Below are 13809 nucleotides of genomic sequence, written 5' to 3' on the forward strand. Positions count from 1 at the left end.
TTGGGTAGCTCTTTTCCTTACACTTTTTTTCATAGTACTCTCCTTTTTTTGTTATTACACACTTCTCATATTATCATTTTTATAAACTTTTTTAAATGATAAGAAAATAAAAAGAAAGGTTCCTCAAAGAAACGAGTCATTATTCCTTTTCTCCTATGCTGATCGTAAGCGCCGAAGCGCTTACCTTACTACTGATCACACAAAACGACGAAAAAGGAATCAAGATTATCCTGATTCCCTTTTGTAGCTGAAACATATATAAAACATTATTTCTTTTCGAATGATTTTATGTTTGGATCAATAGAAAAGGAATTTTTCGGAACGATCTTTATCTCTACTGCTTCTATTCTTCTACTGAATCCTTGTGTTCCGGCTGAAGAACCATTTTTAGTCCAACCTAACCAACCATTTTTTTGACTATGTGTTCGATACACAATGTCATAGCGATTAGCTAGAGCACCAGTCAAACGAATTTGAATTGCCTCCAGTCTTAAGCTTTTCCCCTCTGTTCCGGAAAGACCGTCATTTCGTGTCCAATTCTGCCAACCGATTCTTTGAACATGGCCCCGATATTCCACACTTCCTGAATTGGCTAGGGACTTAGGAAGCATCACTTTCAACCCTTCCATCCTCAGACCCTTACCAGTCGTTCCAGTGATTTCACCGTTGACTGAAGGGGAAACCCATCCTTGGCCTTGAACATGGCTTCTATAAATAACATTACTATTATTTGATTTTACAAACGATCGACCCATTCCAGTTGGACCGGCCTGCCCTTTAGGAACTAGTTTAACTTGCATTGCTTCTATGCGGTAACTAAGGCCCTCTGTTCCAGCCTCTTGTCCATTTTTAGCCCAATTCATCCAACCAAATTTCTGGGTATGAACACGATAATACACATCATACTGATTGGATACTGTTCCAGAAAGCTTAATTTTCACCGCCTCAAGTCGTCTAGATTGAGCTTCGGTACCACTAATTTGATTATTCTTTTTCCAAGTTTTTTCCCAACCGATCCCTTGAATATGACTTTGATACTCGATGTTCCCAGAGAGGTCGTTGGATAAGGAAATCTTCATAGCTTCCATTTGTTTCCCCTTACCAGTGGTACCAGAAGATTGACCGTTTGAGACCTGATTAGTCCAGCCATAATCCTGTACATGACTAGAATAATTTACTGTTTTTACAGCTTGAGGGCTCATACTGCTAAATGTCTTTGTATAATCAGCAGAGATATCAAAGGATCCCTTTACACCTGGAAAACTCAATCTAGAACTCCATTGCCAGGCACCAAATTGTGTATAGTAATTTTGGGACGTCAAAGTATATGGATATGCTGCCACCCAAATCTTTTTGTTTCCTAAAAGATCGGCATTAATTAATCCACTATTGATCCAGTATAATCCGACATAATGATGAATTGTTTTAAATCCTAATTGTTTTAGACGCGTTTCAAAAGCAATTGACGTTGAAGTATGATTGGCTAAGCCTGCGATCTGGGGTTCTTCCATGTCATTAACCATTACAGTATTATTATCTAGACCAACATTTCTAGCCGCTTTTGCAAAATAATCCGCTTCGGCAGAGGCTTGAGCATTAGTTTTGAACCAGCTATAGTGATAAGCAGATACTTTCATTCCTGCAGCTTTGGCGTTTTTTACTTGCGCAGCCGCATAAGGATTGATATATCCCGTACCTTCAGTAAGTTTTACTACCACACCAGTTACTCCATATTTTTTCATAATTAAGAAATCGTTTGTAGAGACGTTTCCATTATGAGAAGAAATATCCACAAAATTCTTACTTGGTGTATTGTTATTTGTCGCCGAAACCGCTGGAATATTTGACCTCAGTTGAATCCCAGGATTTAAATCAGATCGACCTTGGGGTAAAGAATAGCCACCGTTTTCATCCTCACCAAAATATTCTAACTTAGCAGGTTTTCCCTCCTCTTCAGAAGTAGTTTGCCTTGAACCGCTATCATTTTCCTCAGTTTCAACTGTTTCGGTACTCTCAATGATAGTTGAACTTTCTGTTGTAGACTCAGAAACCTGATTGCCATTACTGCTAGAATCAGATACCTTTTCTTCTGCAAATACAGGTTTGTATGGCATCAATAATAGTACAGTTAGCACAACTTTATAAATCTTTTTCACTTAATTCCCTCCCTATAAAAACATTCTTGGCTTAAAACTATGATTTGCAGGTATACTGCATTACGTCACATAGATACCTGCAAACTTGCTGCTGAATTTTCGCTAACTTACTGTGCCTACCCATAATACTAAGATTTGACTAACAGTAAGAAATCACTCAATGCTTTGCGTATATCCCTCTGAAACATTATAATATATATCACATAGCAGACGGTATATGCTATAAAACTTAATATATCTGTAAAGAAAACATTTCCCAATATAAACATTAAAGCAAGAACTATTTCAAATGCTTGTTGTACATTCAAATTAATCTTTAAAAAGCCTGCTAATATTTTTTCAGCTAAAATGCATCTTAAAGCTAAACAAAAAATAATCAATCCGACAGCCAACAAAAGGTTTTGTACTAAGTAAACTATTACAACACCGCCTATTGCAGAAACACTAAGTGTCACTACATTAACAAAAAGGATGTATTTCTCTTTACGTAATGTTTTCAGATAAGTGTTGATCAGCAGTGACATCCTTCCCTCAAAAATAATCATGGGAAAAAGAATACCCATATACATTAAGCTAACGGAGTATTGGGGAAGCCAAATGACCAATACTTCTTTGATGGGAATATAGAAAAACAGTAAAAAGTACGTAAGAGGAACGAATAGGGTCCTTAACACTAAAAAGAGACTCGCAATTCTATCTTTATTTGTTCTTCGTAATAAAGGAAACATCACCACGCCTATTGCATTGATAAATGTCAAGAACATATTAGATATGCTTAATGTGAAAGAAAGTTTCCCAAACACCTCTATTGACCATTTATTCTGTACAAAGAAACGAATAATTCCTAAAATGAGCATGCTGGCAATATTGCTTAGCATTAATTTGCTCCCTATGGAAATATTATCAATAATTTCTTTGATGATTTTATTTAAAGAGATTAGTTTGATCGTAAGCATATCGCGTATCTGATACATTCCCCAAATAGTCACACAAAGTTTAGAAAAAATATCAATGATAATTAGCCACGAAAAAGTCCTTCCTCCAAACAAGAAAAAAATCACCAATAAGACAACATATAGGTAACGATCACTTCTTGAAAGATGTGCGTACTCTCTGATACGATTTGTTGATTGTAAGATGTATTGAATAAAGGTCTTAGCTATTGTTATAAATGAGACACATGCTGTTAAAATCAAAATCAGAGACTTATTCGTATGAGCAACGAAAAAAAGAGTATACATTGTAATACCCAAGGAAAAACAGACCTCTAGCATTAACAGATACCAATATTGCGAGCCTAAGGAACGCTTATCTAAATCATTGTATTCTTCTCCCCCAATTTTCAGGTAAATCCCATCTATCCAGCCAAAATGCAAAAATCCGACATAAGAGGAGTAAAATACATATAACTGCCAATAGCTATACTCTTTTACTCCTAATATTTTCGGAACGAATAGATTAAGAAGCACAGAAATGAGGAGCGTCGCAAAATTCGCCCCCACTGTATAATAGAGGTTTTTAATTACACTTTTAGCTTTATTATTCATGATTCCTCGCCCTTCCTCATTCAAGCCTTCTAATGCTTGAACAAGGGTTCTACTATTTTTTCGTTAATGTATTAGAATTTTGCAGATAACCAGCAAAAAACCAAAAAATAAATCCAGCCAACCGATTGACGAGCACCATATCCGTAACTAAGCAGGCCGAGATTAATACCGTTATTCCCACAAGACTCAAAAATAGATATTGGAAATAGTCATCCGAATGATCTCTAACCAGAAGAAGTCTGCTAAAGATAGTTTTAGCATTTATAATTAAAAAGATGAGAATTGGGATTGTTCCCATTATCCCTGTCGTAGCTAACAAATAAAACAAAAAATTATGAGAGGTTTGCTCTTTTACAGCAATATATGTTTTTGGTGTCTGTTCCTGAGCAACTATATACAAATTTTTAGGAGAAGTCCCAAAAATCGGATTATTTTCAAAAATTTCTAAAGAACTTTTCCATAATTTAAAACGGCTATTAGAAACATCTGAATTATTGTCTACATCATTTCTGCTCAATGTTAAACTGTCCGAGAGCTCATTTGAATGCCCACTATTACTTAAATCAATCTTAACGCTATTGGCCGTCCAAACCCATGCCTGTTTTAATATTTGAAAGCTGCCCAACACTAAAAATACTGCTAAAATTGAAAGAATCAATGCATTAAGGTATTTTTTCACTCTATTGCTTTTTAGTAAAAAGAAAAAAGTACAAATCAAAACAGCTATAACCAATTGAATTTGTGCAGAACGCGATCCTGACAAAATAATATAACTAAATTGAAAAAAAATATTTGCAACGAGAAATGATTTGATTAATTTATTTTTACCAAGCACAGTAAACAAATGAAATGATGATATTATGGTGATCAACGAGATTGTAGATGCATAGTTCGGATCCACAAATACGCCATACAATCTATTTTCCACAATACCCAATCGAACGCCATAATAAAGCTTATCAAAAGAGAATGAATTAGAAAACTTAGTGATGAAAAGAACGACCGCAATCATTACTAGTAGAAACCATACTGCTATCAGCACACTCTCGAATAAGACAAGTAATCTTTTACTCTTTCTCCTACCTAATTCAAACACAGCAAAAAAGTAAATCCCTTGCCACATTATAAGTTTAAGATTATCAAAAATACCATAACCTCTATTTACAAGCATACTAACAAATAGAACAATCAAAAAAATAGACAACAGAATATCAGATAGAAAGAAAGCCTTGTTCTTTATCCGTTCAATAAAAAATTCGGCCATTAAAAATATGGATAAACCAACTAAAGTCCAAGAAATGAGTGAGTCTAATCTAGGATCGACCAAATAGTAAAGACTGACCATACGAGCAATAAGCACTAGCTCAAATAGTACTATAAAAGGCCCATATAGATAAAAGTTTATTTTTTTTAATCGTTGATATATCAAATGAACTAACTCCTATTTCATTAATTTTTTTCAATTATTTCTACAGTATGGCTTAAGGCCGTCTCTAATTCGAAAATGGGGCTCCATCCTAATTTTCTTATTTTATCAACATCCAAAAGCGCTTTAGTTGCTTTCGAATAACCTTTGATTTCAATTTCGTCCGGCAAATCATAGATAATTTCGACTCCAGCTATTTCTGCCAATTTTTGAGCTAAATCCTTAAGTCTCAAATCATAATTAGGATTTCCGATATTATAAGCTTGACCATTTTGACCATTGATAAGCAAGAAAATTAAACTAGATACCGCATCACAAACATAGATGTATGAAAATAATTGATTGCCTTCGCTTTTCAGAACGATCGATTCCTGGTTTGCTGCATTTTTAATAAATTGCGAGGATGCTTTTGAATCGCTCATCCGCATAGTAGGACCAAAGACCCGGGCCAATCTCGGAATAACGATATCCATTTTTTTACTTTCAATATAAGCTTGACATAAAGCCTCGCTCACTCTTTTGCTCTCTGAATAACCCGCCCGCAAGGTATTACAATCAATATATCCACAATAAGACTCTTTGAAATACTCAACATCACCATTATTTTCACCGTATATTTCTACGGAAGATAAGAAAAGACTTCTCTTTGCATTGATAGATTCAGCATATTTTAAAACATTTTCCATGCCAAGTATATTTGTCATTATAGTCCCAATAGGATCTGTAGAGTAGGCTTTGGGATGTGTGTTACTAGCAGCATGAATAACATAATCGACATTGAGTAAGTTAGGAATAGGATCCGTAATATCTCCCCTGATCAAGGTTAAATCATCATTATTTGAATAATGTTCAAATCTCATTTTTAAATTTTCTTCGTTCCTACCCATAGCATATATTTTAATGTTAGCATTCTCATTTTTATTTCTCGTCATTAGAACGTCAATCAAGCAAGTTCCCAACATACCAGAAGCACCAACGACTAAGATCGAATGATTGTCGATTCTCTCCCAATCATATTCTAAATCAGCAACTCTTTCGATATCCTCAATGTATAAATTGTTCATTAGTGCCACCTCTCAATATTTCATTTTTAAATATGCTTTAAAAAGCTCTAGATCATCAACAGTTGTCAACTTAATGTTTTTTTCAGATCCTACTGAAAAGTACAATGTTTCTCCTAAATCCACCATCATCGTATTTGTATAAGAAGAATCAGTCATACCAATATTCTCTTCAACAGCTTTATTATACCCCCACAATAATTTTCCGAACTTATATGCCTGTGGTGTGGAAACCCTTCTTAGCGTATTACGGTCAACATATTTCCTCGTCTTCTCTTCTGTCTCCTTGATAAAGATTTGTTCATTGTAAGGTAAAGATGTAACCCCGTTCCCAAATTGTTTACATTTTACAATGACATCAGACAAAACCAACTCATCGACTAAAGGACGTATCCCATCATGGATAACAACAATATCTTCATCCGAGCAAAATTCCTTCAAGAATTGAACACCATTATTAATCGATTCTTGACCTTTATTCCCACCAGGAATAATCCAACGAACTTTATTGATCTTAAATTCTTTGATATATGCCCAAAGCGTCTCTTCCCATCCAAACTTGCAGACAACTAATATCTGATCGATCTCTGGATGGTTTTGAAAAGATTCCAACGTATAGATAATAATGGGTTTGCCTTCAACAGTAATAAACTGTTTAGGTATATCTTGCCCCATTCGCTTTCCAACTCCGCCGGCAATAATTACTGCTGTTATCATAGAATCTCACCCTTTTTATTTATTTTTAATTAAAAACCACAAATCAGCCAATATCGGATGTAAACTGGTATATTTACTGATATTGGTGAATACCAAATAAATTTTTCTCTTTTCCATTATAGAACTTCTTATTTCATACTCTCTTATAAGCTTATGAAGGATTTGTGCCCGATCTTTTTTTTGAGGTATTGATGCTGAACTATGCTCCAGATAATGTATACTTGAAATCGTTATTTCTTTAAGTCTTTCCAATTTCCTTATCCTTATACCGAATAGTCCCTTTTTAGTTTCATCTTTTTTTTCAGTGCGCATTGCACTTTGTCCGTGCTTTCGCCATTGTCCCGTAGGTTCCCTCAAAATAAATAAACTATCTGTTAATACTCCTACTGACCACATCGCACTATCATGAACTGGAACTACGCCAAAATCGAAGAATATCTTAACTTCTTTTAAAAAACTCTTTCTGACTGCATAGACCCACCCAGGTCGGTTCAAATAAATATTTTTTAAAGTAAACGGAATTCTACCTTCTTGCGTCACCTTTTCAATTACTCGCTGACTACAAGGATAAGATACTCCACCAAATTCTATTAACTCGTCATAGTTCGATACTAAAACGTTCGCAGTAGAATGACTCAAAAAAAAATCCACCATCTTATTTATCTTGTCAAGATACCAAATGTCATCTTGGTCAGATGGAAAAACAATATCACCAGAGGCTTTGTTAAGTAAACAAAAGAAATTCAAACGCCATCCAAGATTTTTTTTGTTCTCCTCCACTTGCCAATTAGTTAGATTATATTTTTTTATATATTCCTTAACCATAGAAACCGTGTTGTCCGTTGAACGATCATCTAATATGATAACTTCTTCAACAGGATAGGTCTGTTGGCGAATAGAATCCAGCTGCTCTAGAATGTTTTTTTCTCCATTATAAGTGGGCATGATGACCGAAACCGAGGGTCTTAGATTCATGATATAAATACTCCAATCATAGATAATTCAATCCTATTTTCTAAGAATTTTATAATGAGCAGGGATTCTATCTTTCTCTGGTGGCAATTGCATGTAGTCTCCATACAAGTTTCCTAAATATTCTTCATAACCAATCGGAATGGTGGCAATTTCTTTTTCAAAAGAGACTTCCACTGCCTGTGAAAAGGCTTTTGCAGATAAAAATTCCTTAGTTCCATGCGTGGAAACCACTGCTACTCCCATCGTATTTGACTGCTGATTCTCTTGATTGATCTTTAGCGCCAGTCGATTTATCTTTCTAGCAAAATAATTTGGTCCTAATACATTTGCATAAGGTTTGATCAAGTTTTTGATCACTCGATGCTTTTCAGAGGGCCGAAAAGCTTTTTTTGTACCCGATCCTCTCAAAAAGTCTAAACGCCTTATCTTTTTGCAAATTTCATTTTGACGTTCAGGGTCATCTGGAAGATTGTCTATCGGAAAAATATCAATAAAAAGACCGTGCTGAACATCCCTATACTCATCATCAATATATGTGGATATTAAGTCTATCTTAGCAAATGGATACTGCCAATCACTCACCGTTTCCAAACTGCTCAACCGATACTTCCCATCAAGTTGCTCGCGATTTTCAATCAATTTAACATAATCTTCTCGTAACATCATAATATCTAAATCATCATCCCAAGGAATAAAACCTTGGTGACGGATTGCTCCTAGTAATGAGCCGCCGGAAAGAAAATACTTGATATCTAATTGGTTGCATAGTTTATGAAAATCTTGCAACATCCCTAATAGTTCCTGATGAATTTCATCTAAAGTCATGTATTCCTGATTCAACGAGTAACACTCCTATACTTTTTTTCTATATATTTTTTCCATTTGATTTAGCGTATAGCTCACATCATATTTTTCTAATAAAGGCGTATAATCGTTGTCGTAAGGTTCTTCCAGAATTCCTTTTACCCATTCTGAAATCGGAGCGGCTAGGTTAATATAGACACAGTTAGGTGTAACTGCCGTATCTCTAGAAATGCGATCAGACATGACTAGCTTTTTCTTGGCTGCTTGTGCCTCTAAACCAACCATTGGTAACCCTTCATAAATTGAGGACAAAACAAAAACGTCAAACACACTCATCAATTCGGGAATGTCCCTTCTCTCACCCAAAAATAAGACATCCGAATCTAAACCTAGTACTCTTACCTGCTCCTTCAAATCGTTTTCTAGTGAGCCGCTGCCAACAATGACTAACTTGCTTCGTTTTTTGATTTTTTTTATTTCATAAAAAACATTGATTAGATAAAGTTGGTTTTTTTGTTTTTCCAACCTGCCAATATTTCCGATAACAAATGTTTCCTTTTCGATTCCTAATTCATCTCTTTTAAGTTCTCTTGTCTTCTTTGGATGATCGTACAAGGAAAGATCTATCCCGTTATGAACAATCTGAAAAGGATGATTCCCAAAAAGACTGATTCCGGCTTCTTCACTTACAGCTAAAAAATCTGTCCCATTGTTTAGCAAAAGCTTCGCCAAAAAGAATCGTAGAATAGATACCAAAAATCCTTGACCTTTCCCGTCCTCTGTGGCATGACTATGTGCGATTCTTTTACCTATTCCGTTTCTTTTAGAAAGCCACAAATTAATACCGCCACCAAAGTAGACCTGATTGTGCACGATATCAAAATGCTCTTTTTTTAACAGCATACGAACTTCATGAAGATACTTAAAAATATTTTTTTTCGGATTTGTTACTACAAAAAAACGCCCACCTAGTTTCAGTACTTCATCCTGATAGTCAGTTACGTCCTGATAGTCGTCATATATTAAGAAATCAAATTGGAACTCTTCTTTGTCCAACTTGCGATAAAGATTCATCATAAATGATTCGGCACCTCCAAGACCCATTCTGCCTTGAAAATGCAATATTCTTTTTACCATGTAAACCTCCAGAACGTTAAAAATTAATACCTTTTCTTAATCGAAAAAATGATTTTGGGGAATTTTCGTTCCACCCAACTTCCGAAATTCAGTATGCAAAATGACAAAGCATTAGGAAGATCAAAAATCAGCTTTGTTAACTTTCTTGGAGTTGTATCAACTTCAGTGATCTTTTTAGCCTCAATAATTGTGTCATCATTCAAAATTGAGTATACTTGACTTTTTTTCTTCTTCCAAGGCAAATGCGCATTTCCAAAAATAGAAAAAATAACTGAAACAGTCCCTTTTAAGTGCAATGCTGCCATTCCCGTTCTGTTTCGATCTAATGTAACCTGGTTCGCTAATTGATAAAACTCCTTGAATGAGTCAAACTTATCATCAAAGTATCGGGTAGTAATTCCGTCCGATGGATCATATTCATAATAGTATTCATTTTTAGAATTCATCGCTACGACATCACAAAGTTTAAAGTATTCTAGATTGAACATTCGATCTTCACAACTTCGATAATTTTTAAAACGAATATTGTTCTCAATAATCAAATCTCGGCGGTAACATTTATTCCATAAAACATACATTAATTGCTTGCACATCAATTGATAAATGCTGTTTTGAAAGTCCTCTTTTTTATAATAAATTATATCTTCTACCAAATACTTTTTTTTCGAAAGTTTCTCGTTATACCGAGTGATCATAGTAAAAGAACTAATAATTAGTTGTATTCGATTATTACTTTCCAGCAATTTGGAATAATCAATTAGAACAGAAGGTGACGGATAATCATCTGCATCAAAAAAAAGCAAATATTTCCCTGCAGCTCTGCTTATTCCAAAATTTCTTGCCGATCCAGGCCCTTGATTCTTTGTTGTATAAACTTGAAATCGCGAATCTCCAGTTATTTCTCTAGAAATCAGCTCATAAGTTTGATCCGTAGACCCATCATTTATTAATAGGACTTCATAACTGTCAAACAAAATAGCTTTCAAATGATGAATAGTCCGAGAAACTGTTTTTTCAGCATTGTATACTGGAACAATAATGCTAAACATCGGTTTATTCATAATGCACCTCTATTACCTATATATTTGTTCTTCTGGAAAGTTTGATAACTTCGTGCCAAAGGGTGCCTCATCGATACCTTGTGAAGAAACCTTATCAAATAAAATTTGGATTGTTTGCAATAAAATTTTCATGTCTAAAAGTAAAGAGTATTTTTTTATATAAAGCAGATCAAATTTCAATTTGCTATTATAATCAGAAACATACTTTCCATATACTTGGGCATACCCCGTTATTCCCGCTCGAACATTATGTCTCAAGTAATAATAAGGATTCTCTTTATTAAATTGATCAACAAAATAAGGTCTTTCCGGCCGAGGTCCAATAATAGACATATCTCCCCTTAATACATTAAACAATTGAGGTAATTCGTCTATTCGAACAGTACGAATGATTTGACCTATGGGAGTAACACGTGAGTCATTGCTTTTTGCGAGAACTGGTCCGGATGATGCCTCCGCAGAAACTGTCATCGAACGAAACTTGTATATTGAAAATTCTTTTTGATCTTTAGTGATTCGTACCTGCTTGTAAATAACAGGCCCTGGAGAAGTAACTTTTATAAAAAAAGCGGTTATAATCATAAAGGGTGCCGTTATTATGAGTAAGATAAGCGATATGATTATATCAAAAAGACGTTTGAACAATGCTTCTTCTGAGGGTATGCGAAAACCAGAGGATTCTATGATGCTTTCATCCTCAAAATTCATAATATTCGCATTCATCGTTATTAAGTTTTCGAAGGTAGTATTTAAAAACAACTTTTTTTCTTTTTGTATTGTCAGCTGATAAATATTGATTTTATCGATCTCAGGAAGTTTCGAGGCTACATAAACAATATCAATGTCGTCAATTATCAGTTGAAGATTCTCAAAGTAATGCCCTACCACAACCGCTGCGACTTTGTGCTTATTATTTTTACGAGAATCAAAATTGTTCATCGCTGCAACGACGTCTTCCTCAAACCCAACCACTGCCAATCTTTTATTGTTGCTGAGCTTCAGATAAAGCTTGTATACTATTATTCTATAAGCACTTAATAAGAGGACTGAAATTACAAAGGAAAGAGCAATTACTGTTCTAGGGAAAGCAAACCATCTTCCTACAAAAGTAATAATCATTATGCCCAAAGACACCAGAAATTGGCCTATGACCGTTACGTAAACAATATCGGTTATGATTCTATTATAAAAAACATAAGTTCCTAGTAAAATGTTGAGTAAAATAAAAAAAATGGAAATGATGAATGCTGAATTTTCGAACGTTTGAAAATTTCTTAAAGGAACTTCAGCATCGAATTTCACCAAAAAAGCTAAGTAAATGGAGCAATTGAATACTAATACATCCATGAGAATAATTAGTATCCTCTTGGCTGCACTCCATTCATCTTTGTTGTTATTCATATTTCCTCCTACTTTCAAAAATAATCCATCTAACATATTAACATAGTCAATCTTAAAAAAGTAGATTATTGCTGAAATGTTAAAGAAAACAAAGAAGTTCGATTCTGTCCTGCTTATAGATTTGAATACATCTGTTAAAATGAAACATTATGTTTTTTACATAATAAAAAGGATGGGAACTTGCTCCCATCCTTTTAGTTTATTCTCGGAATTTTTTTTGTTTATACAACAAACTAAACAGAATAACTAATAAAGAAATTACTACAAATGAAATACTTATACAATAAAGAGAAGCTGCACCAAATATACCGAATTTGCTCACTAAAATAGTGCTGATTATTGTTGCTAATATGGCAGCAATCCCATAGACATAGAGCAAATATTTTTGCTTTCCTGCTACAATCAATAAATAAACAAGTACATTCGCAAAGCTATTTAATCCGCCCGCAACCAACAACAATATAAACTCATTTTTATAAGGAAACAGATCTATTGAATAAACAAGTGATAATACTGGAATTCCAATGAAGTAGCCTCCAAAAACAACAAGAATAGTTAAACCTAAAACTGTGAATGTTACTTTTTTGACAATTGAAAAATAGCCCTTTCGATCATTAATGCTCCAGGCTTTTGAAATAGTAGTATACATTGGTACAAGTACAAAAGAGGTAAACAAAGTTATTATAGCTGAGGGCATAAACAAAACATTATAAACAGACTGAATTTCATTGGTTAGTAATAACTCAATTGAATTTTTAGGAATATTGATAATGTAATTTGTTAAAAAGGCACTCAAAAAAATGGGAGCACATTCAATAAATAGCTGAAGCATTCTCTTGCTTTTTGGCTTGTTTAGTTCTTTTCGCAGATGTCGAATCACTTGAAAGTCAACAAAAAATAGCCAAATATAGGAAAAGAAAATGGCAAATATAATTGCCAAGGCTAGATTGTTCGAAAAGTAAAGCGCACCTATAAACAAAATGTCGTAACAAAGAATCCGTACAAAATAGGATTTTCCGGAAATTTCTAAACGTTCATGCTGTTGAAAAAAACCCGCAAAGACATCCGCAAAGGCTTCCCCGCTCATCAAAAGCGTCAATAAAAAAGCAATGAGCATTTTATAGCCGTCTAGGTGGAGGAGTTTTCCATAAACGAAACTGCCAACTAACATTATCATTACTGAACAAAATTTAGAGTAAAAATAATAGTTAAAATTGTATTTCTCGTTGAGGTCTGCAACTTGATAATTTCTTGTTCCAAACATTCCAATCGTTAACATTTGCTGGCAAACAGCCCAGCCAATTGAAAAAATTCCAGCTTCAGAAGTACCTAGCATTCGTGTAACAACTAAAAGCAGCAGAATCGATGAAAAGGAAAAAGTAAACATTCCAATACTATACCACAGGCTGTTCTTTTTTGAATTTGGAGCCTTTTCTAAAAGTTCATTGTAATACTTCTTCATTCTTTCTCCCAATTCATAATGTAATTTTCATTATCAATAGATAATATTCATTCGACAGTTCA

At 34.3% G+C, this 13809-nt stretch carries 11 protein-coding genes; all 11 read right to left on the reverse strand.

The genetic code is table 11. The annotated features are described in order from the left end of the window. Window positions 1–266: 266 nt before the first annotated feature. Window positions 267–2156 carry a GH25 family lysozyme gene (locus tag NRIC_RS08895; RefSeq protein ID WP_146622352.1) on the reverse strand — a complete coding sequence of 630 codons (1890 nt, stop codon included), beginning with the start codon at window positions 2154–2156 and terminating at the stop codon, window positions 267–269. 128 nt (window positions 2157–2284) lie between these two features. Further along, entirely contained in the window at window positions 2285–3703 is a 1419-nt protein-coding gene (locus tag NRIC_RS08900) for a lipopolysaccharide biosynthesis protein (protein WP_146622353.1), read from the reverse strand. A 52-nt stretch (window positions 3704–3755) separates the two neighbouring features. After that, on the reverse strand, window positions 3756–5132 hold the full coding sequence (locus tag NRIC_RS08905) for an O-antigen ligase family protein (RefSeq protein WP_146622354.1): 1377 nt from the start codon (window positions 5130–5132) through the stop codon (window positions 3756–3758). Window positions 5133–5152: 20 nt separating this feature from the next. Continuing rightward, entirely contained in the window at window positions 5153–6193 is a 1041-nt protein-coding gene (locus NRIC_RS08910; RefSeq protein WP_175580045.1) for an NAD-dependent epimerase/dehydratase family protein, read from the reverse strand. Window positions 6194–6205: 12 nt separating this feature from the next. Further along, entirely contained in the window at window positions 6206–6907 is a 702-nt protein-coding gene (locus NRIC_RS08915) for an IspD/TarI family cytidylyltransferase (RefSeq protein WP_146622356.1), read from the reverse strand. A 15-nt stretch (window positions 6908–6922) separates the two neighbouring features. Continuing rightward, window positions 6923–7882: a glycosyltransferase gene (locus NRIC_RS08920; RefSeq protein WP_146622357.1), complete on the reverse strand. Its 960-nt coding sequence runs from the start codon at window positions 7880–7882 to the stop codon at window positions 6923–6925. A 33-nt stretch (window positions 7883–7915) separates the two neighbouring features. Next, window positions 7916–8722 (reverse strand): LicD family protein, encoded by an 807-nt coding sequence (locus NRIC_RS08925; protein WP_146622358.1) that lies wholly within the window; start codon window positions 8720–8722, stop codon window positions 7916–7918. Window positions 8723–8734: 12 nt separating this feature from the next. Then, the gene (locus NRIC_RS08930; RefSeq protein WP_175580046.1) at window positions 8735–9823 is read right to left on the reverse strand and encodes a glycosyltransferase family 1 protein; all 1089 of its coding nucleotides are present in this window, start codon (window positions 9821–9823) and stop codon (window positions 8735–8737) included. 23 nt (window positions 9824–9846) lie between these two features. Then, window positions 9847–10884: a glycosyltransferase family 2 protein gene (locus tag NRIC_RS08935; RefSeq protein WP_146622359.1), complete on the reverse strand. Its 1038-nt coding sequence runs from the start codon at window positions 10882–10884 to the stop codon at window positions 9847–9849. A 12-nt stretch (window positions 10885–10896) separates the two neighbouring features. Continuing rightward, window positions 10897–12285: a sugar transferase gene (locus NRIC_RS08940; protein ID WP_146622360.1), complete on the reverse strand. Its 1389-nt coding sequence runs from the start codon at window positions 12283–12285 to the stop codon at window positions 10897–10899. Window positions 12286–12484: 199 nt separating this feature from the next. Beyond that, window positions 12485–13747 carry a lipopolysaccharide biosynthesis protein gene (locus tag NRIC_RS08945; RefSeq protein ID WP_146622361.1) on the reverse strand — a complete coding sequence of 421 codons (1263 nt, stop codon included), beginning with the start codon at window positions 13745–13747 and terminating at the stop codon, window positions 12485–12487. Window positions 13748–13809: the final 62 nt, after the last annotated feature.

Source organism: Enterococcus florum, from assembly GCF_004309355.1.
GTDB classification, from domain to species: Bacteria; Bacillota; Bacilli; order Lactobacillales; family Enterococcaceae; genus Enterococcus_A; species Enterococcus_A florum.

What these genes read in the sequence shown, in the direction of transcription:
- NRIC_RS08945 (WP_146622361.1), bottom strand. Translation starts at nt 13,747, where the DNA reads ATGAAGAAGTATTACAATGAACTTTTAGAAAAGGCTCCAAATTCAAAA.
- NRIC_RS08900 (WP_146622353.1), bottom strand. Translation starts at nt 3,703, where the DNA reads ATGAATAATAAAGCTAAAAGTGTAATTAAAAACCTCTATTATACAGTG.
- NRIC_RS08920 (WP_146622357.1), bottom strand. Translation starts at nt 7,882, where the DNA reads ATGAATCTAAGACCCTCGGTTTCGGTCATCATGCCCACTTATAATGGA.
- NRIC_RS08910 (WP_175580045.1), bottom strand. Translation starts at nt 6,193, where the DNA reads ATGAACAATTTATACATTGAGGATATCGAAAGAGTTGCTGATTTAGAA.
- NRIC_RS08930 (WP_175580046.1), bottom strand. Translation starts at nt 9,823, where the DNA reads ATGGTAAAAAGAATATTGCATTTTCAAGGCAGAATGGGTCTTGGAGGT.
- NRIC_RS08915 (WP_146622356.1), bottom strand. Translation starts at nt 6,907, where the DNA reads ATGATAACAGCAGTAATTATTGCCGGCGGAGTTGGAAAGCGAATGGGG.
- NRIC_RS08940 (WP_146622360.1), bottom strand. Translation starts at nt 12,285, where the DNA reads ATGAATAACAACAAAGATGAATGGAGTGCAGCCAAGAGGATACTAATT.
- NRIC_RS08935 (WP_146622359.1), bottom strand. Translation starts at nt 10,884, where the DNA reads ATGAATAAACCGATGTTTAGCATTATTGTTCCAGTATACAATGCTGAA.